Origin of the sequence: Streptococcus sp. NPS 308 (assembly GCF_002355895.1) — a bacterium.
In the GTDB taxonomy this organism is placed as follows: domain Bacteria; phylum Bacillota; class Bacilli; order Lactobacillales; family Streptococcaceae; genus Streptococcus.
This window is the reverse complement of record NZ_AP017652.1, coordinates 1,185,774-1,212,390: the sequence shown is the minus strand read 5'-3', so window position 1 is coordinate 1,212,390 and position 26,617 is coordinate 1,185,774. Positions and strand designations below refer to the sequence as shown.

The 26,617-nt window shown below is 40.2% G+C and carries 32 protein-coding genes, 2 pseudogenes and 1 other annotated feature; of the genes and pseudogenes, 33 read left to right on the top strand and 1 reads right to left on the bottom strand.

Annotated features, from left to right (window positions below; translation table 11 throughout):
• Positions 1–23 precede the first annotated feature (23 nt).
• The 9 genes from yabA to SNAG_RS06280 all read left to right on the top strand — a co-directional run bounded on the left by yabA (position 24) and on the right by SNAG_RS06280 (position 6,887).
• A complete protein-coding gene (gene yabA / locus SNAG_RS06320) occupies positions 24–341 on the top strand; it encodes a DNA replication initiation control protein YabA (RefSeq protein WP_000358227.1) in 318 nt (105 codons plus the stop codon).
• 2 nt (positions 342–343) lie between these two features.
• Positions 344–1,222: a 16S rRNA (cytidine(1402)-2'-O)-methyltransferase gene (rsmI, locus tag SNAG_RS06315; protein ID WP_096407620.1), complete on the top strand. Its 879-nt coding sequence runs from the start codon at positions 344–346 to the stop codon at positions 1,220–1,222.
• Positions 1,223–1,355: 133 nt separating this feature from the next.
• Positions 1,356–2,690 (top strand): methylenetetrahydrofolate--tRNA-(uracil(54)-C(5))-methyltransferase (FADH(2)-oxidizing) TrmFO, encoded by a 1,335-nt coding sequence (trmFO, locus tag SNAG_RS06310; protein ID WP_172842395.1) that lies wholly within the window; start codon positions 1,356–1,358, stop codon positions 2,688–2,690.
• 83 nt (positions 2,691–2,773) lie between these two features.
• Positions 2,774–3,511: a UMP kinase gene (pyrH, locus tag SNAG_RS06305; protein ID WP_096407615.1), complete on the top strand. Its 738-nt coding sequence runs from the start codon at positions 2,774–2,776 to the stop codon at positions 3,509–3,511.
• Between the two features lie 8 nt (positions 3,512–3,519).
• Positions 3,520–4,077, top strand: coding sequence for a ribosome recycling factor (gene frr, locus SNAG_RS06300; protein WP_096407613.1), 558 nt, complete (start codon positions 3,520–3,522; stop codon positions 4,075–4,077).
• Positions 4,078–4,136: 59 nt separating this feature from the next.
• Positions 4,137–4,991: an RNA-binding virulence regulatory protein CvfB gene (gene cvfB, locus SNAG_RS06295; protein WP_096407610.1), complete on the top strand. Its 855-nt coding sequence runs from the start codon at positions 4,137–4,139 to the stop codon at positions 4,989–4,991.
• Between the two features lie 11 nt (positions 4,992–5,002).
• Entirely contained in the window at positions 5,003–5,608 is a 606-nt protein-coding gene (locus SNAG_RS06290; protein ID WP_096407608.1) for a GrpB family protein, read from the top strand.
• Positions 5,605–5,820, top strand: coding sequence for a YozE family protein (locus SNAG_RS06285; RefSeq protein ID WP_001232084.1), 216 nt, complete (start codon positions 5,605–5,607; stop codon positions 5,818–5,820). Before SNAG_RS06290 ends, SNAG_RS06285 begins: the two co-directional genes overlap by 4 nt.
• Positions 5,821–5,900: 80 nt before the next feature.
• On the top strand, positions 5,901–6,887 hold the full coding sequence (locus tag SNAG_RS06280; RefSeq protein WP_049550008.1) for a PhoH family protein: 987 nt from the start codon (positions 5,901–5,903) through the stop codon (positions 6,885–6,887).
• A 50-nt stretch (positions 6,888–6,937) separates the two neighbouring features.
• On the opposite strand, the gene ald is transcribed toward SNAG_RS06280, so the two are convergent.
• The gene (ald, locus tag SNAG_RS06275) at positions 6,938–8,050 is read right to left on the bottom strand and encodes an alanine dehydrogenase (RefSeq protein ID WP_096407605.1); all 1,113 of its coding nucleotides are present in this window, start codon (positions 8,048–8,050) and stop codon (positions 6,938–6,940) included.
• A 179-nt stretch (positions 8,051–8,229) separates the two neighbouring features.
• On the opposite strand from ald, the gene SNAG_RS06270 reads away from it, so the two are divergent.
• The 24 genes and pseudogenes from SNAG_RS06270 to SNAG_RS06155 all read left to right on the top strand — a co-directional run bounded on the left by SNAG_RS06270 (position 8,230) and on the right by SNAG_RS06155 (position 26,611).
• Entirely contained in the window at positions 8,230–8,799 is a 570-nt protein-coding gene (locus SNAG_RS06270; protein WP_096407603.1) for a GNAT family N-acetyltransferase, read from the top strand.
• A 66-nt stretch (positions 8,800–8,865) separates the two neighbouring features.
• The gene (locus SNAG_RS06265; protein ID WP_096407600.1) at positions 8,866–9,516 is read left to right on the top strand and encodes a helix-hairpin-helix domain-containing protein; all 651 of its coding nucleotides are present in this window, start codon (positions 8,866–8,868) and stop codon (positions 9,514–9,516) included.
• The gene (locus SNAG_RS06260; RefSeq protein ID WP_096407597.1) at positions 9,500–11,740 is read left to right on the top strand and encodes a DNA internalization-related competence protein ComEC/Rec2; all 2,241 of its coding nucleotides are present in this window, start codon (positions 9,500–9,502) and stop codon (positions 11,738–11,740) included. The genes SNAG_RS06265 and SNAG_RS06260 overlap by 17 nt, the downstream gene beginning before the upstream one ends.
• Before the next feature lie 73 nt (positions 11,741–11,813).
• Positions 11,814–11,945, top strand: a sequence feature (ribosomal protein L20 leader region).
• A 15-nt stretch (positions 11,946–11,960) separates the two neighbouring features.
• On the top strand, positions 11,961–12,491 hold the full coding sequence (gene infC, locus SNAG_RS06255) for a translation initiation factor IF-3 (RefSeq protein WP_000848184.1): 531 nt from the start codon (positions 11,961–11,963) through the stop codon (positions 12,489–12,491).
• A gap of 32 nt (positions 12,492–12,523) precedes the next feature.
• A complete protein-coding gene (gene rpmI / locus SNAG_RS06250; protein ID WP_001125942.1) occupies positions 12,524–12,724 on the top strand; it encodes a 50S ribosomal protein L35 in 201 nt (66 codons plus the stop codon).
• 51 nt (positions 12,725–12,775) lie between these two features.
• The gene (gene rplT / locus SNAG_RS06245; protein ID WP_000124832.1) at positions 12,776–13,135 is read left to right on the top strand and encodes a 50S ribosomal protein L20; all 360 of its coding nucleotides are present in this window, start codon (positions 12,776–12,778) and stop codon (positions 13,133–13,135) included.
• A 58-nt stretch (positions 13,136–13,193) separates the two neighbouring features.
• Complete coding sequence (gene gloA / locus SNAG_RS06240) at positions 13,194–13,574, top strand: lactoylglutathione lyase (protein WP_096407595.1); 381 nt, start codon at positions 13,194–13,196, stop codon at positions 13,572–13,574.
• 368 nt (positions 13,575–13,942) lie between these two features.
• Positions 13,943–14,047, top strand: a pseudogene (locus SNAG_RS10040) (helix-turn-helix domain-containing protein); the annotation flags it as partial.
• A 49-nt stretch (positions 14,048–14,096) separates the two neighbouring features.
• Positions 14,097–15,518 carry a hypothetical protein gene (locus SNAG_RS06235; protein ID WP_157740121.1) on the top strand — a complete coding sequence of 474 codons (1,422 nt, stop codon included), beginning with the start codon at positions 14,097–14,099 and terminating at the stop codon, positions 15,516–15,518.
• A gap of 247 nt (positions 15,519–15,765) precedes the next feature.
• Positions 15,766–16,566 (top strand): dihydroorotate dehydrogenase electron transfer subunit, encoded by an 801-nt coding sequence (locus SNAG_RS06230; RefSeq protein WP_096407590.1) that lies wholly within the window; start codon positions 15,766–15,768, stop codon positions 16,564–16,566.
• Positions 16,529–17,515 carry a dihydroorotate dehydrogenase gene (locus SNAG_RS06225; protein WP_172842394.1) on the top strand — a complete coding sequence of 329 codons (987 nt, stop codon included), beginning with the start codon at positions 16,529–16,531 and terminating at the stop codon, positions 17,513–17,515. Before SNAG_RS06230 ends, SNAG_RS06225 begins: the two co-directional genes overlap by 38 nt.
• A 110-nt stretch (positions 17,516–17,625) precedes the next feature.
• Positions 17,626–19,878 carry a glucosaminidase domain-containing protein gene (locus SNAG_RS06220; protein WP_096407585.1) on the top strand — a complete coding sequence of 751 codons (2,253 nt, stop codon included), beginning with the start codon at positions 17,626–17,628 and terminating at the stop codon, positions 19,876–19,878.
• Between the two features lie 144 nt (positions 19,879–20,022).
• Positions 20,023–20,838, top strand: a complete 816-nt coding sequence (locus tag SNAG_RS06215) for an EbhA (RefSeq protein ID WP_096407582.1) — start codon at positions 20,023–20,025, stop codon at positions 20,836–20,838.
• Between the two features lie 112 nt (positions 20,839–20,950).
• Positions 20,951–21,187 carry a DUF2829 domain-containing protein gene (locus tag SNAG_RS06210; RefSeq protein ID WP_000141913.1) on the top strand — a complete coding sequence of 79 codons (237 nt, stop codon included), beginning with the start codon at positions 20,951–20,953 and terminating at the stop codon, positions 21,185–21,187.
• Complete coding sequence (locus tag SNAG_RS06205; protein ID WP_096407580.1) at positions 21,180–21,878, top strand: 3-oxoacyl-ACP reductase; 699 nt, start codon at positions 21,180–21,182, stop codon at positions 21,876–21,878. Before SNAG_RS06210 ends, SNAG_RS06205 begins: the two co-directional genes overlap by 8 nt.
• Positions 21,879–21,914: 36 nt before the next feature.
• Positions 21,915–22,250: a hypothetical protein gene (locus tag SNAG_RS06200; protein ID WP_096407578.1), complete on the top strand. Its 336-nt coding sequence runs from the start codon at positions 21,915–21,917 to the stop codon at positions 22,248–22,250.
• Between the two features lie 18 nt (positions 22,251–22,268).
• A pseudogene (locus tag SNAG_RS06195) lies at positions 22,269–22,689 on the top strand (SMI1/KNR4 family protein).
• An 18-nt stretch (positions 22,690–22,707) separates the two neighbouring features.
• Complete coding sequence (locus tag SNAG_RS06190; protein ID WP_096407576.1) at positions 22,708–23,046, top strand: DUF7716 domain-containing protein; 339 nt, start codon at positions 22,708–22,710, stop codon at positions 23,044–23,046.
• 55 nt (positions 23,047–23,101) lie between these two features.
• A complete protein-coding gene (locus tag SNAG_RS06185; protein ID WP_096408866.1) occupies positions 23,102–23,488 on the top strand; it encodes a hypothetical protein in 387 nt (128 codons plus the stop codon).
• Positions 23,489–23,995: 507 nt separating this feature from the next.
• Positions 23,996–24,337: a hypothetical protein gene (locus SNAG_RS06175; protein WP_172842361.1), complete on the top strand. Its 342-nt coding sequence runs from the start codon at positions 23,996–23,998 to the stop codon at positions 24,335–24,337.
• 50 nt (positions 24,338–24,387) lie between these two features.
• Positions 24,388–24,948, top strand: coding sequence for an immunity protein (locus tag SNAG_RS06170; RefSeq protein WP_096407570.1), 561 nt, complete (start codon positions 24,388–24,390; stop codon positions 24,946–24,948).
• Between the two features lie 19 nt (positions 24,949–24,967).
• Complete coding sequence (locus SNAG_RS06165; RefSeq protein WP_443031041.1) at positions 24,968–25,486, top strand: Imm26 family immunity protein; 519 nt, start codon at positions 24,968–24,970, stop codon at positions 25,484–25,486.
• 11 nt (positions 25,487–25,497) lie between these two features.
• Positions 25,498–26,124 (top strand): hypothetical protein, encoded by a 627-nt coding sequence (locus SNAG_RS06160; protein ID WP_096407568.1) that lies wholly within the window; start codon positions 25,498–25,500, stop codon positions 26,122–26,124.
• A 97-nt stretch (positions 26,125–26,221) separates the two neighbouring features.
• On the top strand, positions 26,222–26,611 hold the full coding sequence (locus SNAG_RS06155) for an Imm50 family immunity protein (RefSeq protein WP_096407566.1): 390 nt from the start codon (positions 26,222–26,224) through the stop codon (positions 26,609–26,611).
• The last annotated feature ends 6 nt before the right edge of the window (positions 26,612–26,617 follow it).

Below are 26,617 nucleotides of genomic sequence, written 5' to 3'. Positions count from 1 at the left end.
TAAAGAAAGGAAAGGGCTGGTTTATGGATAAGAAAGAATTATTTGATGCGCTGGACGATTTTTCCCAACAGTTATTGGTGACCTTGGCCGATGTGGAAGCCATTAAGAAAAATCTCAAGAGCTTGGTAGAGGAAAATACAGCTCTTCGTTTGGAAAATAGTAAGTTGCGCGAACGCTTAGGCGAGGTAGAAGCAGATGCTCCCGTCAAGGCCAAGCATGTTCGTGAAAGCGTCCGTCGAATCTATAAGGACGGGTTTCACGTTTGTAATGATTTTTATGGACAACGCCGAGAACAGGACGAGGAATGTATGTTCTGTGACGAGTTGTTATACAGGGAGTAGGCATGCAGATTCAAAAAAGTTTTAAGGGGCAATCTCCCTATGGCAAGCTTTACCTAGTGGCAACGCCGATTGGCAATCTGGATGACATGACCTTTCGTGCTATCCAGACCTTGAAAGAGGTGGACTGGATTGCGGCTGAGGACACGCGCAATACTGGTCTTTTGCTCAAGCATTTTGACATTCCGACCAAGCAAATCAGCTTTCATGAGCACAATGCCAAGGAAAAAATTCCTGATTTGATTGGTTTCCTGAAAGCAGGGCAAAGTATTGCTCAGGTCTCCGATGCGGGTCTGCCCAGTATCTCAGACCCTGGGCATGATTTAGTCAAGGCAGCCATCGAAGAAGAGATTGCAGTTGTCACAGTTCCAGGTGCCTCTGCAGGGATTTCTGCCTTGATTGCCAGTGGTTTGGCGCCACAACCACATATTTTTTATGGTTTCTTACCGAGAAAATCAGGCCAGCAAAAGCAATTTTTCGACTCAAAAAAAGACTATCCTGAAACTCAGATTTTTTACGAATCGCCCCATCGTGTGGCAGATACATTGGAAAATATGCTAGAAGTCTACGGTAACCGCTCGGTGGTCCTGGTCAGGGAATTGACCAAAATCTATGAAGAATACCAAAGAGGAACCATCTCTGAATTGCTGGCAAGCGTGGTTGAAACGCCACTCAAGGGCGAGTGTCTCCTCATCGTTGAAGGTGCCAGTCAGGATGTGGAGGAAAAGGACGAGGAGGACTTGTTCTTAGAAATCCAACATCGTATCCAGCAAGGAATGAAGAAAAATCAAGCCATTAAGGAAGTTGCGAAACTCTACCAGTGGAATAAAAGCCAGCTCTACGCTGCCTACCACGATTGGGAAGAAAATCAAGAAAATGACTAAACAGGGAAGTTTGCCTTCTTCCCTTTTTTTGTTATACTAGTAAAAGAAAAATTAGAAAGATTTGTGGTTGTCAAACAATCCAGGGGCTTGTTTGGATATGGACGGATGTTCCACCCAAAGAGGTATTAGTGTCGTGTCTCAATCTTATATCAATGTTATCGGAGCAGGTTTAGCGGGGTCTGAAGCTGCCTACCAAATCGCAGAACGTGGTATTCCAGTTAAACTCTATGAAATGCGTGGTGTCAAGTCAACACCTCAGCACAAAACAGACAATTTTGCGGAGTTGGTTTGTTCCAATTCTCTTCGTGGCGATGCCCTGACTAATGCTGTTGGGCTCCTCAAGGAAGAAATGCGTCGATTAGGTTCTGTCATATTGGAATCAGCAGAAGCTACACGTGTTCCTGCAGGTGGGGCGCTTGCGGTGGACCGAGATGGTTTCTCTCAGATGGTAACCGAAAAAGTAGCCAACCACCCTCTGATTGAAGTAGTCCGTGATGAGATTACAGAATTACCAACAGATGTTATTACAGTTGTCGCTACTGGCCCTTTGACGAGCGATGCTCTAGCTGAAAAAATTCATGCCCTTAATGATGGTGATGGTTTCTATTTCTATGATGCGGCAGCGCCTATTATCGATGTCAACACCATTGATATGAATAAGGTCTACCTCAAGTCTCGTTATGACAAGGGAGAAGCGGCCTATCTCAACGCTCCCATGACCAAGCAAGAGTTTATGGATTTCCATGAAGCCTTGGTCAATGCGGAAGAAGCACCGCTCAATTCTTTCGAAAAAGAAAAGTACTTTGAAGGTTGTATGCCGATCGAAGTCATGGCCAAGCGTGGTATTAAAACTATGCTTTATGGTCCTATGAAGCCAGTCGGTCTGGAGTATCCAGATGATTACACAGGCCCTCGTGACGGAGAATTTAAAACACCTTATGCTGTTGTCCAGCTCCGTCAGGATAATGCAGCTGGTAGTCTTTACAATATCGTCGGTTTCCAAACCCATCTCAAATGGGGGGAGCAAAAGCGTGTTTTCCAAATGATTCCTGGTCTTGAAAATGCAGAGTTTGTCCGTTATGGGGTTATGCACCGCAATTCTTACATGGATTCACCAAATCTTCTTGAGCAGACCTACCGTTCTAAGAAACAACCAAACCTTTTCTTTGCTGGTCAGATGACGGGTGTGGAAGGTTATGTTGAGTCAGCAGCTTCTGGATTGGTTGCTGGAATAAATGCTGCTCGTCTCTTCAAGGGAGAAAGCGAGGCTATTTTCCCAGAGACAACAGCGATTGGCAGTCTGGCTCATTACATCACCCATGCGGACAGCAAACACTTCCAGCCCATGAATGTCAACTTTGGGATTATCAAGGAGTTGGAAGGCGAGCGTATCCGTGATAAGAAGGATCGTTATGAAAAAATTGCAGAGCGTGCTCTTGCTGACTTAGAGGAATTTTTAACTGTCTAATTTTTTTGAAAGAATTGCTCATGATACTATAAAAATCTTAGAAATTATGATAAAATAGGTAGGATGAAAAAAGGAGAGTAAAAATGGCGAACCCCAAGTATAATCGTATTTTAATCAAGTTATCAGGTGAAGCCCTTGCTGGTGAACGTGGCGTAGGGATTGATATCCAAACAGTTCAAAAAATTGCAAAAGAGATTCAAGAAGTTCATAGTCTAGGGATCGAAATTGCCCTTGTTATTGGTGGAGGAAATCTCTGGCGTGGAGAACCTGCTGCAGAAGCAGGAATGGACCGTGTTCAGGCAGATTACACTGGAATGCTTGGGACTGTTATGAATGCTCTTGTGATGGCAGATTCATTGCAACAAGTTGGCGTCGATACGCGTGTGCAAACAGCTATTTCTATGCAACAAGTTGCAGAACCTTACGTACGTGGACGTGCCCTTCGCCATCTTGAAAAAGGTCGTATCGTTATCTTTGGTGCCGGAATTGGTTCACCTTACTTCTCAACAGATACAACAGCAGCTCTTCGTGCGGCTGAAATCGAAGCAGATGCCATTCTGATGGCTAAAAATGGTGTCGATGGTGTTTACAATGCCGATCCTAAGAAAGACAAGACAGCCGTTAAGTTTGAAGAATTGACCCACCGTGATGTTATCAACAAAGGTCTTCGTATCATGGACTCAACAGCTTCAACCCTCTCTATGGATAATGACATTGACTTGGTGGTCTTCAACATGAACCAACCAGGCAACATTAAACGTGTCGTATTTGGTGAAAATATCGGAACAACAGTTTCAAACAATATCGAAGAAAAGGAATAGGAAAGATTATGGCTAACGCAATTGTAGAAAAAGCTAAAGAAAGAATGACCCAGTCTCACCACTCACTTGCTCGTGAATTTGGGGGTATCCGTGCAGGACGTGCCAACGCAAGCTTGCTGGACCGTGTCTATGTGGAATACTATGGAGTAGAAACTCCTCTTAATCAAATCGCTTCTATCACTATTCCAGAAGCGCGTGTCTTGTTGGTAACGCCATTTGACAAGTCTTCATTGAAAGACATCGAACGTGCCTTGAACGCTTCTGATCTTGGTATTACACCAGCTAATGACGGCTCTGTGATCCGCTTGGTTATCCCAGCTCTTACAGAAGAAACTCGTCGTGACCTTGCTAAAGAAGTGAAGAAGGTCGGTGAAAATGCTAAAGTGGCTATTCGTAACATCCGTCGTGATGCTATGGACGAAGCCAAGAAACAAGAAAAAGCAAAAGAAATCACTGAAGACGAATTGAAAACTCTTGAAAAAGATATTCAAAAAGTAACAGACGATGCTGTGAAACACATCGACGACATGACTGCCAATAAAGAAAAAGAACTTTTGGAAGTCTAAAAATAAACAGAAAAACTCAGTTGGCATTGCTGGCTGAGTTTTATTCGAAAGAAGGAACTATGAATACAAATCTTGCAAGTTTTATCGTTGGACTCATCATCGATGAAAATGACCGTTTTTACTTTGTGCAAAAGGATGGTCAAACCTATGCACTTGCCAAGGAAGAAGGTCAACATACAGTAGGGGATACGGTCAAAGGTTTTGCCTACACGGATATGAAGCAAAAACTACGTCTGACAACCTTAGAAGTGACTGCCACTCAGGACCAATTTGGTTGGGGAACCGTAACAGAAGTTCGTAAAGACTTGGGTGTTTTTGTCGATACCGGTCTACCTGATAAAGAAATCGTTGTGTCACTCGATATCCTCCCTGAGCTCAAGGAACTCTGGCCTAAGAAGGGCGACAAACTCTACATCCGTCTTGAAGTGGACAAGAAAGACCGTATCTGGGGGTTCTTGGCTTATCAAGAAGACTTCCAACGTCTGGCTCGTCCTGCCTACAACAACATGCAGAACCAAAACTGGCCAGCCATTGTATATCGTCTCAAGCTGTCAGGAACCTTTGTCTATCTGCCAGAGAATAACATGCTTGGTTTCATTCACCCAAGTGAGCGCTACGCAGAACCACGTTTGGGGCAAGTGTTAGATGCGCGTGTCATTGGTTTCCGCGAGGTTGACCGCACTCTGAACCTCTCCCTTAAACCGCGTTCTTTTGAGATGTTGGAAAATGATGCCCAGATGATTTTGACCTACTTGGAAAGCAATGGTGGTTTCATGACCTTGAATGATAAGTCATCTCCTGAGGACATCAAGGCAACCTTTGGCATTTCTAAAGGTCAGTTCAAGAAAGCACTCGGAGGCTTGATGAAGGCTGGCAAAATCAAGCAGGACCAGTTTGGGACAGAGTTGATTTAGGTCTTATAGACATGATAAAGAAACTTGAAGAAATGAGTTTAGAGGAACTCTGGCAACTTTTTCCTATTTTTCTAGTAGAGCACAAGTCAGAGTGGAAAGACTGGTATGAATTAGAAGAAGCAAATCTGAAAAAAATATTGGGTGCCAATGTTATTAAAAGAATAGAACATATCGGTAGCACTGCTATCCCTAATATTTGGGCCAAAAATATCGTTGATATTCTGCTAGAAGTAGGTAGAATAGAGGATTTAGCAAGAGTTAGGGATTTATTGGTGAAGAATGGTTGGCTAGTGATGTCGGAGAGTCCTAACAGGATTTCGCTAAATAAAGGCTATACAGAGCAGGGATTTGTCGAGAAAGTTTTTCATTTACATTTGCGAATGACGGGAGATCATGACGAGATTTATTTTAGAGATTATCTCTGCCAGCATCCAGATATTGCCCAAGCGTATCAGGAATTAAAACTAAGTTTATGGAAACAATTTGAACACAATCGAGACGCCTATACAGATGCTAAAACAGATTTTATAAACCACTACGTATCAAAGGCTAAGTCCAGTAATTTTCAAGAATCAGAAAAGTGTCATCAAAAAACTCTTGATAGGAGAAAGAATTGAGAAAATCATTTTACACTTGGCTCATGACCGAGCGCAATCCTAAAAGTAACAGTCCCAAAGCTATCTTGGCAGACCTCGCTTTTGAAGAGTCAGCCTTCCCAAAACACACAGATGATTTTGATGAGGTGAGTCGCTTTTTGGAGGAACATGCCAGTTTCTCTTTCAACCTAGGAGACTTTGACGCCATCTGGCAAGAATACTTAGAACACTAGAGACAATGAGATGAGGCTAGTATTTTATTGTTCTCTTTGCTATAATAAAAAGAAATAAACGGATTAGAGAGGTTCTTTATTTGAAGGAACATTCAATAGACATTCAACTGAGTCATCCAGATGACCTGTTTCATCTTTTTGGTTCCAATGAGCGCCATCTTCGTTTGATGGAAGAAGAGCTTGATGTGGTGATTCATGCACGTACGGAGATTGTGCAGGTTTTGGGAGAAGAAGCTGCATGTGAGGAAGCCCGTCAGGTTATCCAGGCATTGATGGTTTTGGTAAATCGGGGGATGACAGTTGGGACGCCAGATGTGGTGACGGCTATTAGCATGGTCAAAAACGATGAAATCGACAAGTTTGTCGCCCTTTACGAAGAAGAAATCATCAAGGACAATACTGGGAAACCGATTCGTGTCAAAACCTTAGGTCAAAAACTTTATGTGGACAGTGTCAAACAGCATGATGTGACCTTTGGAATCGGACCAGCAGGGACAGGGAAGACCTTTCTTGCTGTGACTTTGGCAGTAACTGCCCTTAAACGTGGGCAAGTTAAGCGGATTATCCTTACTCGTCCAGCAGTGGAAGCAGGTGAGAGTCTAGGATTTCTTCCGGGTGATCTCAAGGAAAAGGTGGATCCTTACCTTCGACCAGTTTATGATGCCTTGTATCAGATTTTAGGAAAAGACCAGACCACCCGTCTCATGGAGCGTGAAATCATTGAGATTGCGCCCCTCGCCTACATGCGTGGACGGACCTTGGATGATGCCTTTGTCATTCTCGATGAGGCGCAAAATACGACCATCATGCAGATGAAGATGTTCTTGACGCGTTTAGGTTTTAATTCGAAGATGATTGTTAATGGAGATATTAGCCAGATTGACCTACCACGGAACGTCAAGTCAGGTTTGATTGATGCCCAAGAAAAGCTCAAGAACATTCACCAAATTGACTTTGTTCATTTTTCAGCCAAGGATGTGGTTCGCCATCCAGTTGTCGCTCAAATTATCCGAGCCTATGAACCAGCTCCAGTTAAGGTTGAAGAAAAGAACCAAGAAACAGAATAGAAAAAAAGCAGTTCAGATGTGAACTGCTTTTTTTTAATGAGTGTCTAGCTTTAAAGAAGTTCGTCGATAGACGTATGATCTTTATCGAGTCCTTGAGCAACTGGTAGGCTAGTTAAGTAACCTTGATAAGTGGTCACACCTTGACGCAAGCCCTCATCTTCAGAGATTGCTTGTGCGAATCCTTTGCCGGCCAAAGCTTCGATATAAGGAAGAGTGACATTGGTTAGGGCGATGGTTGAAGTACGAGCAACTGCACCAGGGATATTGGCAACGGCATAGTGGAGAACACCGTGTTTTTCATAGACGGGTTCATCGTGCGTGGTCACACGGTCAGCTGTCTCGATAACGCCACCTTGGTCAACGGCTACGTCAACGATGACAGAGCCTGGACGCATTTGTTTGACCATCTCATCTGTCACCAATTTCGGTGCTTTAGCACCAGGGATAAGAACCGCTCCAATTACCACATCAGCATCTCTCACACTTGCTTCAATGTTGAATGAATTTGACATAAGAGTTTGGATTTGGTTCCCAAAGACTTCCTCTAACACTGAGAGACGTTTCGCACTGATATCTAAAATAGTCACTTGAGCACCAAGTCCGAGGGCGATGCGGGCAGCATGTGTCCCGACGACACCGCCACCGATAATGGTTACTTTTCCTTTTGGAACACCTGGTACACCACCAAGTAGGACACCAGAGCCACCAGCTTGTTTGGTAAGGAAGTGAGCTCCGATTTGAACAGCCATACGACCTGCAACTTCACTCATAGGAACGAGGAGTGGTAGTTGTCCTTGATTATCACGAACAGTTTCATAGGCAATTCCTGTTGTTTTTGCTGCTAACATAGCATCTGCTAATTCTGGCGCAGCGGCCATGTGCAAGTAGGTGAAGAGGAGAAGATCATCGCGCAAATAACCGTATTCAGAAGCTAGTGGTTCTTTTACTTTAACGACTAATTCGGCAGCCCAGGCTTCAGCAGCAGTAGCGACAATCTCAGCTCCTTGCTTTTGATAATCAGCATCAGTAAATCCTGAACCAAGACCAGCATTTGTTTCGATGAGGACGCGATGCCCACGAGAAACTAAGCTATGGACACCAGCAGGTGTGAGGGCGACACGGTTTTCGTTATTTTTAATTTCTTTTGGAATTCCGATTAACATAAAGGTTGTCTCCTTATTCTATATCTGGATTCTAATCATAACAATCACAGAGAGAACCAGATCATTTATTGTGATGTACTAATTTTATATAAAAGATGGATAAAAATCAAGAGAAACTGATTGCTAGGGCCTTTATTTTTTGCTAAAATGGTTGAAAATCCTTTCCAAGGAGGGAAAGTATGGAATCAATCTTTTTAAAACTAGCCCAGTATCCAATAGTGGAGACAGAGCGTTTAGTGCTTAGACCTGTAACTTTGGATGATGCAGAAGCTATGTTTGAGTATGCCTCGGACAGAGAAAATACGCGCTACACTTTTCCAACCAATCAAAGCTTGGAAGAAACCAAGAATAACATTGCTCAGTTCTACTTGGCCAATCCCTTGGGACGGTGGGGAATAGAACTAAAAAGCAATGGTCAGTTTATCGGTACCATTGATTTGCACAAGATTGATACTGTTCTTAAGAAGGCAGCTATTGGTTACATTATCAATAAAAAGTATTGGAATCAAGGATTGACAACAGAAGCCAATCGAGCCGTGATTGAGCTGGCTTTTGAGAAGATTGGAATGAATAAGTTAGTTGCTTTACACGATAAGGAAAATCCTGCATCTGGCAAGGTCATGCAGAAATCAGGCATGCGCTTTTCCCATGCAGAACCCTATGCCAGAATGGATAATAAAGAACCAGGTCGAATCATCACAAGAGTTCATTATGTCTTGACTAAGGAAGACTATTTTGCAAATAAATAAGCAGTTGAAAAGAAATTTTCGACTGTTTTTTATTTCTCTTGCGAATAACTTAAGAGAGGAGAAAATATGGAAGTCATTATCGAGAAAATCAAAGAGTATAAAATCATTGTCATATGTGCTGGTTTGGGTTTGGCCTTGGGCGGATTTTTCTTGCTAAAGCCATCTACGCAAAAATCCGTCACAGAAACAAATTTGCAGGCTGAAGTCGCGGCCGTTTCAAAGGATTCATCGTCTGAAAAAGAAGTGAAGAAGGAGGAAAAGGAAGAGCCTCTTGAACAAGAGCTGATTACAGTAGATGTCAAAGGTGCTGTCAAATCACCGGGGATCTATGACTTGCCAGTAGGAAGTCGGGTCCATGATGCTGTTCAGAAAGCTGGTGGATTGACAGAGGAAGCAGATAGTAAGTCGCTCAATCTAGCACAGAAAGTCAGTGACGAGGCTCTTGTCTATGTTCCAACTAAGGGAGAAGAAGCAGCTAGTCAGCAGGCTACCTCTGGAACGACTCCTTCGACAAGTAAAGAAAAGAAGGTCAACCTCAATAAAGCTAGTCTGGAAGAACTCAAGCAGGTCAAAGGCTTGGGAGGAAAACGAGCCCAGGATATTATCGACCATCGTGAGACGAATGGCAAATTCAAGTCGGTGGATGAGTTAAAGAAAGTTTCTGGCATTGGCGCTAAGACCATAGAAAAGTTAAAAGACTATGTTACGGTGGATTAAGAACTTCCCTATCCCCCTAATCTATCTGAGTTTTCTGTTGCTTTGGCTTTACTACGCCATTTTCTCCGTATCTTATCTCGCGCTGCTAGGTTTCGTTTTTCTGCTAGTTTGTCTCTTTATCCAATTTCCTTGGAAATCGGCTGGTAAAGTTTTAGCGATTTGTGGATTTTTTGGATTTTGGTTTCTGTTTCAAAACTGGCAACAGACACAAGCTAGTCAAGACTTAGTTGCGTCTGTAGAGAAGGTGAGAATTTTACCAGATACTATTAAGGTTAATGGAGATAGTCTATCTTTTCGGGGCAAGACTGACGGACGTACTTTCCAAGTTTACTATAAACTCCAGTCCGAGGAGGAGAAAGAGCAATTTCAAGCCTTGACAGAGCTCTATGAGATAGAACTAGAAGGAAAACTTTCGGAACCAGAAGGCCAGAGGAATTTTGGTGGCTTTGACTACCAAGCCTATCTGAAAACTCAGGGGATTTACCAAACTTTGACTATCAAGAGTATCCAGTCAATGAAAAAGATTAGCAGTTGGGATATAGGAGAAAATCTGTCCAGTTTACGTCGAAAGGCTGTAGTTTGGATCAAGACGCACTTTCCCGACCCTATGCGCAACTATATGACAGGTCTTCTTTTTGGACATCTGGATACGGACTTCGAGGAGATGAATGAGCTTTATTCCAGTCTAGGGATTATCCATCTCTTTGCCTTGTCGGGTATGCAGGTTGGATTTTTTATGGATGGGTTTAAGAAGCTCCTTTTGCGATTGGGCTTGACTCAAGAAAAGTTGAAGTGGCTGATCTACCCTTTTTCCCTTATCTATGCAGGTCTGACAGGGTTCTCAGCTTCGGTCATTCGTAGTCTCTTACAAAAATTACTAGCCCAACATGGTGTTAAGGGCTTGGACAATTTTGCCTTAACGGTTCTTGTCCTCTTTATCATCATGCCCAACTTTTTCCTGACAGCAGGAGGTGTCTTGTCCTGTGCCTACGCTTTTATCTTGACTATGACAAGCAAAGAAGGGGAGGGGCTCAAGGCTGTTGCCAGAGAAAGTCTGATAATTTCCTTGGGAATATTGCCCATTTTGTCCTTTTATTTTGCAGAATTTCAGCCTTGGTCAATCCTTTTGACCTTTGTCTTTTCCTTCTTGTTTGACTTGGTTTTCTTACCGCTTTTGTCTATCTTATTCATTCTGTCTTTTGTTTACCCAGTCACTCAGCTTAACCTTGCCTTTGAATGGTTAGAGAGCATCATTCACTTGGTATCGCAGATGGCAAGTAGGCCCTTGGTCTTTGGCCAACCCAACGCATGGCTTTTGATTCTTCTCTTAGTTTCATTGGCCTTGGTCTATGACTTTAGGAAAAATGTCAAAAGACTAGCAGGATTCAGCCTCTTTATCGTAGGGTTCTTTTTCTTAACCAAACACCCGCTGGAAAATGAAATTACCATGCTGGATGTAGGGCAGGGAGAAAGTATTTTTCTAAGGGATGTAACTGGTAAAAACATTCTCATAGATGTGGGCGGAAAGGCAGAATCCGACAAAAAAATCCAAGCTTGGCAGCAAAAGTCGACAACCAGCAATGCCAAGAGAACCTTGATTCCCTATCTGAAAAGTCGAGGAGTAGATAAGATTGATCAGCTGATTTTGACCAATACAGACAAGGAGCATGTTGGAGATTTGCTGGAGGTGACCAATGCTTTCCATGTGGGCGAAATTTTAGTGTCAAAAGGAAGTTTGACACAGAAGGAATTTGTGGCAGAACTACAAGCGACTCAAACCAAGGTACGCAGTGTAACTGCAGGGGAGAACTTGCCGATTTTTGGGAATCAGTTAGAAGTCCTATCTACAAGGCAGATTGGAGATGGGAATCGTAATGATTCTCTCCTTCTTTATGGAAAACTCTTGGATAAGCACTTTCTCTTTACTGGGAATTTGAAGGAGAGGGGAGAGCAGGAACTTTTAAAGCAATACCCTACCATAGAGGTGGATATCTTGAAAGCAGGTCAACATGGTTCAAAGATTTCATCTAGTCCAGCTTTTTTAGAGAAGCTCAAACCGGAAATTACTCTTATTTCAGTGGGCAAGAACAATCGTGCCAAACTCCCTCATCAGGAAACCTTGGCACGACTAGAAAGCATCAAGAGTAAGATTTACCGAACAGACCAGCAAGGAGCCATTCGCTTTAAAGGTTGGAATAGTTGGCGAATGGAAACAGTGCGATAAAATAGATAAAGTTTTTCGAAAAATTGACTTTTTATCTTGACAAGGAATAGAAAACTTGGTATCATATAAAAGTTGAGAAAAGCAGAAGTGAGAGCTTCTCGCCTTGTGACATCAAGTTGCCTGGCCCTACGGATGAAAAGTTTCTAAGAAACGCTATCATAACGTGCGGGCTTGTATCATTACGAGTCCGCTATTGTTTTTCTCTAATAATAAAAAAGAGGTGAAAACCATAGCAAAGCAAGACTTATTCATCAATGATGAAATTCGTGTACGTGAAGTTCGCTTGATCGGTCTTGAGGGAGAACAGCTAGGCATCAAGCCACTCAGCGAAGCGCAAGCATTGGCTGATAGTGCGAATGTTGACTTAGTTTTAATTCAACCCCAAGCAAAACCGCCTGTTGCTAAAATTATGGACTACGGTAAGTTCAAATTTGAGTACCAGAAAAAGCAAAAAGAACAACGTAAAAAACAAAGTGTTGTTACTGTGAAAGAAGTTCGTCTGAGTCCAACTATTGACAAGGGTGACTTTGACACAAAACTTCGCAATGCACGCAAGTTCCTTGAAAAAGGAAATAAAGTTAAGGTATCCATTCGCTTTAAAGGGCGTATGATCACCCATAAAGAGATTGGTGCAAAAGTTTTAGCCGAGTTTGCTGAAGCAACACAAGATATTGCGATCATCGAACAACGAGCTAAGATGGATGGACGCCAAATGTTCATGCAGTTGGCGCCAGCAACTGACAAAAAATAATTGTCAGAAAGTTAAATAAAGGAGAAAAAATCATGCCAAAACAAAAAACACACCGCGCATCAGCTAAACGTTTCAAACGTACAGGTTCTGGTGGACTTAAACGTTTCCGTGCTTACACTTCTCACCGTTTCCACGGAAAAACTAAGAAACAACGTCGTCATCTTCGTAAAGCATCTATGGTGCATTCAGGAGATTTCAAACGTATCAAAGCAATGCTTACTCGCTTGAAATAATAGCCTAACAGTAAGTAAACAATTCTAGGAAATATTTGGAGGAAATAAAACATGGCACGTGTTAAAGGTGGCGTTGTATCACGCAAACGTCGTAAACGTATTCTTAAATTAGCAAAAGGTTACTATGGAGCTAAACACATCTTGTTCCGTACTGCAAAAGAACAAGTAATGAACTCTTACTACTATGCATACCGTGACCGTCGTCAGAAAAAACGTGACTTCCGCAAATTGTGGATCACTCGTATCAACGCGGCAGCTCGTATGAACGGACTTTCATACTCACAATTGATGCATGGTTTGAAATTGGCTGAGATCGAAGTTAACCGTAAAATGCTTGCTGACTTAGCTGTTAACGATGCAGCAGCTTTCGCTGCTCTTGCAGATGCAGCTAAAGCAAAACTTGGTAAATAATAATTGATAAGACTGGAACAGGATTGTCCCAGTCTTTTTAAAAATAAAGGAGAAAGCTATGGCTTCAAAAATGCTACACACTTGCTTGCGAGTAGAAAACCTTGAAAAATCAATCGCATTTTATCAAGATGCTTTTGGTTTTAAAGAATTGCGTCGCAGAGATTTTCCAGATCATGCCTTCACGATTGTATATCTAGGACTTGATGGTGATGACTACGAGTTGGAGTTGACCTATAACTATGACCACGGCCCTTATGTGGTAGGTGATGGCTTTGCTCATATCGCCCTCAGTACACCTGACCTTGAGGCACTTCATCAAGAACACAGCGCGAAAGGCTATGAGGTTACAGAGCCTAATGGACTTCCAGGAACCCCACCAAACTATTACTTTGTCAAAGATCCTGATGGCTACAAGGTTGAAGTCATTCGTGAAAAATAATCCAGTAAAGTCAAGTAGAATGTTCGTTTTCTGCTTGACTCTTTTTCAAAAACGTTTACAATAAAGGTAGGAAGTTTAGTGTAGTTTTGACAACCAATCCTCTGGTTGTCAGATACACTTTTTATTTAATTTTCAAAAATCTATATGCTAAAAGTTAGCATTATTATTTTTAAAACCGATATACCTATAGGTTATATTTATGTTTTATAACCAATAGATATATTTATCGAGATATTTTTGAAAAAGTGTTTATAGGCTTAAAAATGGAATTTTTAAAATGTTTAAAAGAACTAATAAAAAAGCAAACTTTATTTAAGTTGAAGTGGATGAAAAACTAGAAATTTCGCAACCTGTTTACGCTTCATGGGAGAGTAGACTCAAAAGGACTGATCGAAGAAGAAAAGGAAATTTTCAAAAAAGAGTTGATTGAGTTTATGGAAGAACGGAAGAAGGCGTTTGGGAATAAAATGTGAGTTCATAAAATAAATTAGAAAAGGTATAAAGTTGATAATGTCGCACTATTTGATTAGCAATGCAAAGATTATTGAAGAACTATCGAAACTATACGAGGGTAAACTTGATATTGATAAAATCAAAGAAAAAATATTCTCTAGAAATTTTGGTGAGCTAACTCTTGTTGAATTTTCAAAATTTAGAGTGTTTCTTGATGCATCTTTAATGATATATAATAGAAATAAATTAGAAAAAGAATATTTGAAGGCAACAAAGCAATTTAAATACCTTGATAATTTTAAAATGGATTTGAAGGAAATCAACTATGAATCGTACAGAAATTTCATAAATGAAAATTACAACTTTTATTTGGATGGATTTGCTCATCTAATTATTGACACTGAACCACAGCCTGGAAATATTTATGATGAAATTGTACGATTACGCAATGCTTTCGCACATATGCAGTATGGTAATTTTTCTATGTGTGAGCCAGGTGTAATGATTTTATATGGTATTTTTAATAAAGATAAAGGACATCTAAAATATATGGGAATTGCGTTAGAGCCTGTGATACATGAATTTATTAGTCGATATTACTCAAATCAATCTGTCTTGGGGCTACCATATAAACATTCATTCATAAGTAATTTTTCTTTCAAGGAACATGAATTTAAACCGCATCATGTTTTTACTGTAGTAACTTTCGAGAATGATTCAGTTCAATATATCCCTGGACAAATTCATCCGATGATTCAGTTTTTAGATTATCAATCGGATTTAGATAGTGAATTTGGTTTGCAAAGAATGGATGATTTCTTAAACTCTAGTGATTTTAGAGTTGAAGAGCAGATATTGGATGAAAAAAAAATTAGTGTTCTTCATAATATAATCGAAAAAGAGAATGGAGATAAGGAACATTTACCATATCTTTACAAAGCACTCTGTGATCCAGAGACGGAAATATCAAACTTCTTTGTGCATATACGACAATTGAACGATAGAATTATAAATTGTTTTACTCTATACTCGGAAGGAAAGCTAGAAGAAGGCAAAAACGATATTTTGAGAAGTTTGGATGAATTGCAAGAGGACTCAGAGTCGATAATATTTTTCCGCTACATGTTTACAATTTTAAAAATATTTAATTTTGCCTTAAGGTTAGAGGATGATGATTTGCCCGAACTTGATTATAGCGAATTAGATGTTTCAAAATTTGTCTATGATGATCAGGATATGATTGATTTTGCCAATGATTATTATTTAAAATTTGGTAATCAGAAAATGATAACTCACGATTTAAATAAAGAATTTGTTTGTACAAAAATTAGGAATGCTATTTCTCATGGAAACTTTAAATTTGACACCAATTACAATGAAGTGATAGTCAGCTTTGAAGATAGATGGAATGGAAGGGTGGTAAAAATTCAAACTTCTATGAGAGACTTAGAAAATTTTATTGGTGATTTTAATAGTTTGCAAATTGGTTAATAGATCACAAGTCAAGTAGAATGTTCGTTTTCTACTTGACTTTTTTACTTTGAAAGAGTATACTAATACAAATTTAACCTTTAAGGGGAGTCCAGAGAGACTCACAAGGTGTCAGATAAAAGTGATAGGGAATTCTCTGTGGAGACTTTTTAGGTGTGTCCATGAGTTCTGTCCTATCTCGACTGAGACCTTGCAATAGCAAGGTCTTTTCTTTATCTGGTCCCCTTAAAATTTAAGGAGGAAAATCATGAATCCCACATGTAAGAAGCGTATGGGTGCGATTCGTTTGGAAACCATGAAAGTGGTTGCACAGGAGGAAATTGCGCCAGCAATCTATGAATTAGTCCTAGAAGGAGAAATGGTTGAAGCCATGCGAGCAGGCCAATTTCTCCATCTGCGCGTGCCTGATGATGCCCATCTCTTGCGCCGTCCTATTTCAATTTCGTCTATTGACAAGGCAAACAAGCAGTGTCACCTCATTTATCGGATTGAGGGGGCTGGGACAGCTATTTTCTCAACCTTAAGGCAGGGAGATACTCTTGATGTGATGGGGCCTCAGGGGAATGGTTTTGACTTGTCTGATTTAGACAATCAGAGTCAAGTCCTCCTCGTTGGTGGTGGGATTGGTGTTCCACCCTTGCTAGAAGTAGCCAAGGAATTGCATGCGCGTGGGGTGACAGTAGTGACAGTCCTCGGTTTTGCGACTAAGGATGCTGTTATTCTCGAAAAGGAATTGGCCCAATATGGGCAGGTTTTTGTAACGACAGATGATGGTTCTTATGGCATCAAGGGAAATGTGTCAGTCGTTATCAATGACTTAGACAGTCAATTTGATGCTGTTTACTCATGTGGGGCTCCTGGAATGATGAAGTATATCAATCAAAGATTTTATGATCATCCAAGAGCCTATCTATCTCTGGAATCTCGTATGGCTTGTGGGATGGGAGCTTGCTATGCCTGTGTCCTAAAAGTCCCAGATAGTGAAACCGTCAGCCAACGTGTCTGTGAAGATGGCCCTGTTTTCCGCACAGGAACAGTTGTATTATAAGGAGAAAATCATGACTAGAAATCGTTTACAAGTTTCTCTCCCTGGTTTGGATTTAAAAAATCCCATCATTCCAGCATCAGGCTGTTTTGGTTTTGGCCAAGAGTATGCCAAGTACTATGATTTGGACCTTTTAGGCTCTATTATGATCAAGGCGACGACACTTGAACCGCGTTTTGGGAATCCAACTCCCAGAGTTGCAGAGACACCTGCCGGTATGCTCAATGCAATCGGCTTGCAAAACCCTGGTTTAGAAGCTGTTTTAGCTGAAAAGTTGCCTTGGCTGGAAAGAGAGTATCCTACGCTTCCCATCATCGCAAATGTTGCAGGCTTTTCAAAACAAGAGTACGCTGCCGTTTCTCGAGGAATTTCTAAGGCTGCAAATGTAAAAGCTATCGAGCTTAATATCTCTTGTCCGAATGTGGATCACGGTAATCATGGACTTTTGATTGGACAAGATCCTGATCTAGCTTATGAAGTGGTAAAAGCAGCTGTGGAAGCCTCTGATGTGCCAGTTTATGTTAAATTAACCCCTAGTGTAACGGATGTTGTCACCATCGCCAAAGCCGCAGAAGATGCAGGAGCAAGTGGCCTAACCATGATCAATACTCTAGTCGGTATGCGCTTTGACCTCAAAACAAGAAAACCAATCCTAGCCAATGGAACAGGTGGAATGTCTGGACCAGCAGTCTTTCCAGTAGCCCTCAAACTCATCCGCCAAGTCGCCCAAACAACCGACCTTCCCATCATTGGAATGGGGGGAGTGGATTCGGCTGAAGCAGCGATAGAAATGTATCTGGCTGGTGCCTCTGCCATCGGAGTTGGAACAGCCAACTTTACCAATCCATATGCCTGTCCTGATATTATTGAAAATTTACCAAAAGTCATGGATAAATACGGCATTAGCAGTTTGGAAGAATTACGCAAGGAAGTCAAAGCCAGTCTGAGATAAGCTAGGTCTTCCTTATCGTCAACAAGAAATAGAATCTTCATCAATTTGTAATATTTCCGTCGATTAACTATGTTACAATAGGGATTAGAAAACGTTATTGGAGCATTTAAATGAAACGATGGAAAGTGGCCCTAGTAAGTGCTGGCTTATTGGGGTGTTTTTTTACTGTAGTGGAGACAGCAAAAGCAGAAGAGGGGACGTGGCAAGGAAAGACCTACCTCAAATCAGACGGGAAACCAGCAACCAAGCAATGGCTTTTTGACCAAACGCATCAGAACTGGTTTTATCTTAAAGAAGATGGTCAACGTGCAGAAAACGGTTGGTTGACTGTTGCTGGTAAGGATTACTATTTTAACGAAGCTGGAAAATTAGCTTCGAAAACGTGGATTGGCCAGTACTATGTGACTGAAAGTGGTGCTAAAGCCAAGGAACAGTGGGTATTTAATCAGGAACAAGAATCCTGGTATTATCTCAAGTCTGATGGTCAGAAAGCTCAAAATGAGTGGATTCAACAAGGTCAGGAAAAATATTACCTTAAAGAAGACGGGAAAATGGCCAAAGATGAGTGGATTACTCAAGGTGAGAACCAGTACTACATCAATTCACAAGGTAAAATCTTAAAAAATACCTGGCATGGCTCTCACTACCTATCTGATAAAGGAAATAAGGTAAAACAGGCTTGGATCTATGATGCTAATTATAGCAGTTGGTTCTACCTGAAAGCGGATGGCAACTACGCAGAAAACGGTTGGCAAACAGTTAAAGGGAAAGATTATTACTTCAAACAGGGTGGTTATCTGGCTACAAATACCTGGCTTGGAAAATCTTATGTAACTTCAAGTGGCCATAAGGCGAAAACAAGCTGGATTTTCGATAAGAACTACGAATCATGGTTCTATCTCAATGCCGAAGGCGACTATGTTGAAAAAGGCTGGCAAACAATTGATGGAAAAGATTACCATTTCAAATCAGGCGGCTATCTTTCTACCGAGCGCTGGATTGACCGCTTCTATGTTGCTAAAAGTGGAGCTAAATTGAAATCGGAATGGCTCTTTGACAAGACTTATAACTCTTGGTTTTACTTGAAAGCTGACGGAACCTATGCTGAAAAAGGTTGGCAAACCATCAAAGGCAAGGATTACCATTTCAAATCAGGCGGCTACCTCTCTACGGAAACTTGGATTGACCGCAGTTATGTGACGAGCAGTGGAGCAAAAGCTGGCAAAGGGTGGCTCTTTGACAAGAATTATAACTCTTGGTTCTATATTAACTCTGATGGAAATTATGCCAATAAAGAATGGCTCTGGGATAATGGTTACTACTATCTCAAATCTGGTGGTTATATGGCTGCGAGTGAGTGGGTATGGTACAAGAACAATTGGTTCTACCTCAAGTCAAATGGAAAGATGGCTGAGAAAGAATTAATCTACGATTCATCCGACCAATCATGGTATTACCTTAAATCCGGCGGTTATATGGCAAAAAATGAAACTGTGGATGGTCATACCTTGGATGCTTCTGGTAGATGGCATGTTGCGGATAAAACCAAGTATTACAAAGTTAAACCAATTACAGCCTATGTCTATAGTGCATCTGGAGAAATCTTGAGTTACATTAACCAAGGAAGCATTGTTTCACTGGATAGCTCGACGCGAAAAGGCGGCCGACTTGCAGTTTCGATTTCTGGCTTGTCTGGCTATATGAATCAAAGTGATTTGACAGCTGTGGACGAAGGAAGCGAGTTTATCCCACATTATACTAGTGATGGGAAATTCCTCTATCATGAACTCTCTCCTTATACGAGTATCAAAGTAGCTCCACACACATCTGCTATGGTTATTGGTAAGAAGTACTACTCGACTGATGGTGAGCATTTTGATGGCTTTACGGTTAAAAATCCTTTCCTCTATAAAAACTTGAGAGAGCCAAGTAATTATAGTGCAGCTGAGTTGAATAAAATTTACTCCATGATGAACTTGCAGGATAGTCCTCTAGCAGGTAAAGGAGCGACTTTCAAAGAAGCTGAGGAACGTTACGGTGTCAATGCCCTTTACTTGATGGCCCATAGTGCCCTTGAAAGTGCTTGGGGTCGCAGTCAAATTGCCAGAGATAAGAACAACTTCTTTGGTATTGCGGCTTATGATACGAGCCCTTATCTCTCAGCCAAGAGCTTTGATAATGTGGATAAAGGAATTCTAGGAGCTGCCAAGTGGATTCGTGAGAATTACATTGACTACGGCAGAGACCACCTTGGAAACAAGGCGACCGGAATGAATGTTCGCTATGCTTCTGATCCTTACTGGGGTGAGAAAATAGCCAGCATCATGATGACCATCAATAGTAGACTTGGTGGGAAAGACTAATCAAAAAAATCAACGGTAATTACTGCAAAGTGGTTATCGTTTTTTTAATAGACAATGAGTTGATTGAATAGCTTTACAAACTTGAAATTTATCAAATAACATATTAAAATATAAAAAAATTATTTATAATTCAAGGAGTTTAAAATGAAGAAATCAATGATGGTCGGGCTTATCATTTTTATTGCTTTAGGTTTGGCAACAGGATACTATTTCTTATCTTATGCGCCTCATCAAGCTGCTGTAACTAAGTTTGAAGATGTAGTAAAGGATTTAAATGAAAAGAATAAAGAAGTTGAAGATCAAATAGCTGAGGCTGAAAAGGTTATTGAGAATAATGAAGAACCTCTTGATTCTAAGACATTGGAAGAATTGAAATCAACTATAAAGGATAGCAAAGATTCACTTCGTAAAATACCAGATATTGAAAAACAAACTGAGCAAATTGAAAAGCAAATTGAAGAATTAAGTCAACCATTAGATTATAGTGAAACAAAAAAGAATTTATCTGACAAACAGACTCATTATCAAAATAGCATTCTTCAATTAAAACAAATTACAAATCCTTCAAGTTCTTTTATTGAAGAAAGGCTCAAAGAAATTGAATCAATTACTGGAGTACAATCTGTTACGGAGGATAATGACCCTAATAAAAAATTGAATAAACAAGGTGGGTATACAGCGTCTGTATATTTTGTTGACAATCAAGTGACTGAATCTGTAGAAGGCTCAGATATTGTTCAGAAAGGCAATGATGTTGGAGGAAATATAGAGGTTTATAAGACAAAAGAAGATGCAGAAAAACGCAATACTTATATCAGTGCTTTTGATGGAACTGCTTTAAATCCAGGATCACACTATGTTTATGGAACTGTATTAATTCGCACTTCTCACCATTTAACAGGAACGCAACAGAAAGAACTGACCGAGAAAATCTACAATAAATTGATTGAACTAAAATAATAAAAAATTGGATAGCTATTAGTTTTATTGAAGTAAGATACAGTCAAAAAGCCGTTGGAAAACGGTTTTTTGTTATAATTAAACTAAGAATGTAGCATTAAAGGAGAACAGCATGACTTTTGAAGAAATCCTGCCTGGATTAAAGGCCAAGAAAAAATATGTACGAACTGGTTGGGGAGGGGCTGAAAACTATGTGCAACTCTTTGACACTATCGAACAAAACGGGGTTGCACTTGAAGTGACGCCTTATTTCCTAATCAACGTGTCTGGAGAAGGGGAAGGTTTTTCCATGTGGAGTCCGACACCTTGTGATGTTTTGGCGACGGATTGGGTAGAAGTGCATGACTAGACGCGTATTGATTACGGGAGTGAGTTCAGGGATCGGTCTGGCTCAAGCTCGTCTCTTTTTAGAGAATGGCTATCAAGTTTATGGTGTGGATCAAGGAGAAAATCCAGTTTTAGATGGTGATTTCCACTTTTTACAGAGAGATTTGACCTTGGACTTGAAACCTGTTTTTGACTGGTGCCCTCAGGTGGATGTTTTGTGCAATACTGCTGGAGTTTTGGATGATTATAAACCGCTTTTGGAACAATCAGCACAGGAAATTCAAGAGATTTTTGAAATCAACTATGTGACTCCAGTTGAAATGACACGACATTATTTGATACAAATGCTGGAAAATAAAAAAGGAATCATTATCAATATGTGTTCGATTGCTTCAAGTCTAGCTGGCGGAGGTGGACACGCCTATACTTCCTCTAAGCATGCCTTGGCTGGATTTACCAAGCAGTTGGCTCTAGACTATGCGGAAGCTGGAATTCAGGTCTTTGGGATTGCTCCAGGTGCTGTCAAGACAGCTATGACAGCTGCCGACTTTGAACCCGGTGGCTTAGCTGACTGGGTGGCTAGTGAAACGCCTATCAAGCGCTGGATTGAGCCAGAGGAAATAGCAGATCTTACACTTTTTCTAGCAAACGGAAAAGCAAGCGCCATGCAGGGGCAAATCTTGACGATTGATGGTGGCTGGTCTTTGAAGTAGCATAGTTGGTATTTAGTGAATATGTGGAGGTAAGTTATGAAAAGAAATGAGTTCGGATTTGTGTTACCAAATCTCTATTATCAGTTTTTATCAGAATGGGACGAAGTGGATCCTTATAAGATTGGTGACTCAGGTATCTGTTTATATGCTAATGAGGATCTATTAGAGCGTAATGAGACCTATCAGATAGAAGTAGATGAACCAGACTTCTTTTTGATTGGTCAAGAGGGAGATTTGGCTTATTTTATCAAGAAAAATGCAGATGATTCCATTTATGAAAATGACTTAGGTGCTTTAGGTTCCTTAGAAATGCAGAAAGTAGCTGCAAACGTCTATGACTTTATTGACAAGATTTTAGAGGAAGAATTGTAAAACTGGAAGGGAGTAATCATGTTTAGAGTGCTGGAAGCAGATTCACCGATTTCAAAAGAAGACCTTTTACAATTTGAGGAGATTCTTGGGAAGAAATTGCCAAAAACTATGTTGGGCTTTTATCTCCAGCACAACGGAGTCCAGCCCCAAGTAAGGGGTGTTCACGATGATTGTCATCTCTTTCCTTTCAATTCCTTTAATTCACTTGACGAAATTAAAAAGTCTCTTACATGGTTTGACGATGAGGCTGTGCCTGCTGGATTTAAGGGCGCAGATCTTCTCCATTTTGCCTATGATCCTGGATCGGGTAACTATGCTCTTTCTCTAAGGGAAGAGGATTATGGCAAGGTGTATTTCTATGTTCTAGAAGAAACAGCTGAGGTGTATGGTCAATGGCCATCTTTGGAGGATTTTTTTGAATTCCTTTGTTGAAGCGTGAGACTAAAAAGGAGAAATGATGCGTAAATATTTAGAACGTTCACTTGAGCAGATTATCGAGCAGGTGCGTGTGGACAAGTTATCATCAGATGATTTTTGTCTCTATGCCAAGGAGGATGGAGAACTAACACTTAATAGCCTATATTGGGTATCAAATTATCCAGATGTCGTGGAAGACCGTGATGTCTACCCGACAGAAGTGGCGGAACAAAACCTCCAGCTAGTCTACTATGGAGAGCAGTTGATTGATGTTCTCACCGTAGCGCTCGAAGAAAAGCCAGATGCAAGTCTCCAAAACTTGGTTGATGCTTTGAATTATTATAATCAGCACGATAATTTTATGCCCTTTAATGATTAGCTAGGCTGATTAGCGAAATGGTATCTGATGACTGATAGCATTAGGAGAGAAAATGATGAGAGAATATCAATTTGATGTCCATAACGAGATGTTTGTATCGATTCCAGAGGAAAGAGAAAATATCTGCCTTACTTTAAGTGATTCTTTAGAGGTTATCAATGAGGAGTTGACTCCGTCTTACAGAGCAAAACTAGATAATCTCCTGGATCAATCATCAGTATGGTATCCAAAAGCTTTGGCAAAAATTCAGAAGGAATTTACAGAATTAGCAAGTGCAAGACTCCTTTCCATTTTTATCTTGTCTGAGCAAAGGGATATAGATTTAATTTTCGGCTTGAAATTTGGACTGAAAGAGGACTCGGAGCATGGTAGAGGCTTTAAATTCTCCCTCAATAGTCTTGAAATATTAGAATATGGTTTAGGAGAAATCGCATACTACTAGGTGTAGTCGGTTATAAGAGAAGTATGAGAAGATGGAGCAGGAGATGGTTGAGAAAGATGGGATTATCATAAAGGATGGACAGATCATCCTAAACAGTGGTGAGAAGCTATCGATTGAAAATCTAATAGAGGAAGCAAGAAGGATTCGTTTTATTCGGAATCAGCACTTTAAGGAAACAAGCATCAGAATACTAGAGAGTTCACGATTCGTGTTTGAAAACTGTATCTTTGACAATGTCTTCTTTGAAAACTGTGATTTGAGGGAAATCAGCTTCAAAGATCATACAGTTATTCGAAACTGTACTTTCAAACGATGCAATTTAAATGGAACTTTATTTTATGACAGTCACATTATATCGTCTACCTTTCTTTCTTGTCAGATGGAGCGTCCTCTTTTGGAGAATGTCAGTGAGATGAGGGATTGTCTCTTTAAAAAGTGTAGGATGCACGATATTTTCTTTCCCCTACCAGAATTTCAGTCTAATAAAATCATTGGAAAACTGTCTGAATGTACTTTTGGGTCGAAGACAAAGAAAGTAGAAAAGATCTATCAGAGGCTCATCTCAGTTTTGTCGGGTTTACAAGGTGTGACTTGACGGAGACCATTTGTCCTGAGGATCCGGATATTCTCTATATAAACAATTTGAGTGAACGGTCAAAGAAGGCTCAGAAAAAAATTGCGACAATCCAAGATGCTAGAAAAAGGCGAGCTCTTTCTATCTATACAGAGAGTTGGAATAATGAAAAGTATGTGGATTATCTATTGAGTCGGAAGGATTACAAATGGGCCTGGGATGATTATTTTGAGGATGTAGCCAAGTGTTTGGAACTGGACTGGGGTCTTGACTAGCTCTTATGTGAACAACCTCAGAGCTAGTTATCAGAAGAAAGGATTGAGAAATGACTGGGAATATCGATGAATTAGTGAAAGAGAACGGTTTTTGTGTGGTGCCTTCAGAGGAGAAAATCTTTAGTTTTGATGAGATTCTTTTCAACCTCTTTGCTTATTTAGAAGATTATTCCAAAATGGGATTTTCTTTTATCAAAACTGAACAGGAGCTGGTGGAACTTAGGAAAGGTTCTGAAAAGTACAGTCTTTTTGGGCAATGTTTTTTAGGTGCTTTTGTGATTGGAGAAAAAGAGCAGATCTTTTTGCTTTGCAATCAAGAAGGAAGAGAAGTTTTTCAAGAAGATAGAGTTTTTGTCAATTCTTCCTTGCAAGCTTTTAATTCTTCTTATTCGCTCTTTCTATCAAGCATCTTTCTTTTGAAAGCGAAGTTTTATGAGATTGAGCAAGATGCAGTCGAAGAGATTGCGGCAAACTTGAATGATCAAGTACTTGCCTTGGAAGAACCCCTTGAACAAGAATTGCCCTTCTGGGAGCACATGGCCTATCTGATAGAAGACGATGGAATTGTTCTAAGAGATGATCTATGTCATATCTTAAATAAAGAGCAGTAGGAAAGGATTTAAATTAATTATGCAGAAAAAATTGCCCCAGATAAAGATTCTTGAGTGGAATGAAAAGCCAAGAACAAAACTTCGATTTATTAAAATTGGTGATATTTTTTGCTATCAATTTTCGGAGGAAATGTTTGTATTTGGTCAAATCCTTGGAAAAGTGAATGTTGGTCATGTCATCCAATTTTTCAATATCTTTCAAGCAAGTCCTACTATAACAGTTGAAGAGCTAAGTCGTGCTCAATTTATAGGTAAGCCCATCATTGTAGATTCCTTCACCTTGTTTGATCGAAGTCCAGTATGGTCTTGGCAGATAATTGGTCACCAAGCGGATTTTGATCCAAGCCCTTTTAATGATTTAGCCTTTAAGTGGGGAGACCCAAATGGTCTTCACTTTGGGAAGGTCTGGCTAGACGGTAGGCGGGAACCTAAGATTTTTTCTAGGGAAGAAGTTGAGGACCTAGACTGGGAAGCCTGTGTCGGAAGTATAGTTTATAACAGAATATTGGAAGAAGAACTGGACAAGCAAATGAAATAAAGGAGTTTTAGATGGACTATGTAGATGAGTTGACTTCAGGACGAACGCCCTTGGTAAAAAAGGCAGCGAAAAAAATTTTAAAAGGCAGACTAAAAGGATATGGACCATTCTTGCATCAGGCCTTGGAAGGGGAGATGGAAAAGCCTAAATCATGGGAATCACAAATGTACTTGCTCTACGCCATGGCCGCAACGGATTGTACAGAAGAAGTCCCCTATCTCAAGTCATTGCTGCTGAGAGATATTCCAACCCTTGTAACCTATCGCTCTCTAGCAGTAGCGATTGCTTATCTAGAAAATTTAGAAACAGAGAACTTGTCTTTTGTTTATGAGTCCTTGGAATCGAATAACTTATTGCAAGCTGCAGGTACTTGTGCAGCACTCTATCTAAGAAAGATTGTGCTGAAAGATGACGATTTTGAGAAAATCATGACCTTTATCACCAAGGATGTTTATTTGGAAAATATAAGAGGAACAATCGCTCCGTTTATGTTCATTTTGGCTGCATCTTATCTATATCCAGAACAGAATCGCCAGAAAATTGTAGACTTTTCCCGTCAATTTAATGAAGTACATATAAATACAATCATTGAGGATGTATCCAAAGGAAAGGACGGCAGGAGGATTAGGCTATTCTAAGACCTACTTAAAGAGAGAAGTTACCATCTCCTTAAAGAGGGAAACAATGAATCTTAAAAAGAAGACTTATATTCATTTTTAAAAAGGAGTTCATATTGTGAAATGGTTTGAAAAAGCAGTGGGTAAGGAAAAGATTATTCATTTGTTTGATGGTGATTTGGACTTGAATAATGTATTTCTTGATACTGTATTATGTTACGATTACAAATTAGATCTTGTCCTTTATGTATTTGATTTCCCAACTAATTTCCCTGAAAAGTGGCAGAAAAGTGCATTCAATGCCATAAAAATTAATTTAGAGTTTTTTAATTTAGATGAAATCCATTTTTATTCTAAGGGGATTCATAAGGTTAAAGGTCAAGTAGAACTCATTTTTTTAGAAAATAAGGTTCAATTTGACTTTATAAATAATAATGGTGTCCTTCTAACAGGGATTTCTGATATAGTTCGAATTGCAGAGATAAATCCCTTAAAAATTGATTCCTAGAGTTGT

Bases quoted from the DNA above. Each gene is read 5' to 3' on its own strand.
- rplT (WP_000124832.1), top strand. From the start codon at position 12,776: ATGGCACGTGTTAAAGGTGGCGTTGTATCACGCAAACGTCGTAAACGT.
- SNAG_RS06205 (WP_096407580.1), top strand. From the start codon at position 21,180: ATGACTAGACGCGTATTGATTACGGGAGTGAGTTCAGGGATCGGTCTG.
- SNAG_RS06165 (WP_443031041.1), top strand. From the start codon at position 24,968: ATGCAGAAAAAATTGCCCCAGATAAAGATTCTTGAGTGGAATGAAAAG.
- SNAG_RS06175 (WP_172842361.1), top strand. From the start codon at position 23,996: ATGTACTTTTGGGTCGAAGACAAAGAAAGTAGAAAAGATCTATCAGAG.
- SNAG_RS06170 (WP_096407570.1), top strand. From the start codon at position 24,388: ATGACTGGGAATATCGATGAATTAGTGAAAGAGAACGGTTTTTGTGTG.
- SNAG_RS06190 (WP_096407576.1), top strand. From the start codon at position 22,708: ATGCGTAAATATTTAGAACGTTCACTTGAGCAGATTATCGAGCAGGTG.
- SNAG_RS06160 (WP_096407568.1), top strand. From the start codon at position 25,498: ATGGACTATGTAGATGAGTTGACTTCAGGACGAACGCCCTTGGTAAAA.
- SNAG_RS06220 (WP_096407585.1), top strand. From the start codon at position 17,626: ATGAAACGATGGAAAGTGGCCCTAGTAAGTGCTGGCTTATTGGGGTGT.
- SNAG_RS06225 (WP_172842394.1), top strand. From the start codon at position 16,529: ATGGCCCTGTTTTCCGCACAGGAACAGTTGTATTATAAGGAGAAAATC.
- SNAG_RS06200 (WP_096407578.1), top strand. From the start codon at position 21,915: ATGAAAAGAAATGAGTTCGGATTTGTGTTACCAAATCTCTATTATCAG.
- rpmI (WP_001125942.1), top strand. From the start codon at position 12,524: ATGCCAAAACAAAAAACACACCGCGCATCAGCTAAACGTTTCAAACGT.
- SNAG_RS06215 (WP_096407582.1), top strand. From the start codon at position 20,023: ATGAAGAAATCAATGATGGTCGGGCTTATCATTTTTATTGCTTTAGGT.
- cvfB (WP_096407610.1), top strand. From the start codon at position 4,137: ATGAATACAAATCTTGCAAGTTTTATCGTTGGACTCATCATCGATGAA.
- SNAG_RS06265 (WP_096407600.1), top strand. From the start codon at position 8,866: ATGGAAGTCATTATCGAGAAAATCAAAGAGTATAAAATCATTGTCATA.
- ald (WP_096407605.1), bottom strand. From the start codon at position 8,050: ATGTTAATCGGAATTCCAAAAGAAATTAAAAATAACGAAAACCGTGTC.
- SNAG_RS06260 (WP_096407597.1), top strand. From the start codon at position 9,500: ATGTTACGGTGGATTAAGAACTTCCCTATCCCCCTAATCTATCTGAGT.
- SNAG_RS06185 (WP_096408866.1), top strand. From the start codon at position 23,102: ATGAGAGAATATCAATTTGATGTCCATAACGAGATGTTTGTATCGATT.
- SNAG_RS06270 (WP_096407603.1), top strand. From the start codon at position 8,230: ATGGAATCAATCTTTTTAAAACTAGCCCAGTATCCAATAGTGGAGACA.
- rsmI (WP_096407620.1), top strand. From the start codon at position 344: ATGCAGATTCAAAAAAGTTTTAAGGGGCAATCTCCCTATGGCAAGCTT.
- SNAG_RS06210 (WP_000141913.1), top strand. From the start codon at position 20,951: ATGACTTTTGAAGAAATCCTGCCTGGATTAAAGGCCAAGAAAAAATAT.
- SNAG_RS06230 (WP_096407590.1), top strand. From the start codon at position 15,766: ATGAATCCCACATGTAAGAAGCGTATGGGTGCGATTCGTTTGGAAACC.
- frr (WP_096407613.1), top strand. From the start codon at position 3,520: ATGGCTAACGCAATTGTAGAAAAAGCTAAAGAAAGAATGACCCAGTCT.
- SNAG_RS06290 (WP_096407608.1), top strand. From the start codon at position 5,003: ATGATAAAGAAACTTGAAGAAATGAGTTTAGAGGAACTCTGGCAACTT.
- gloA (WP_096407595.1), top strand. From the start codon at position 13,194: ATGGCTTCAAAAATGCTACACACTTGCTTGCGAGTAGAAAACCTTGAA.
- yabA (WP_000358227.1), top strand. From the start codon at position 24: ATGGATAAGAAAGAATTATTTGATGCGCTGGACGATTTTTCCCAACAG.
- pyrH (WP_096407615.1), top strand. From the start codon at position 2,774: ATGGCGAACCCCAAGTATAATCGTATTTTAATCAAGTTATCAGGTGAA.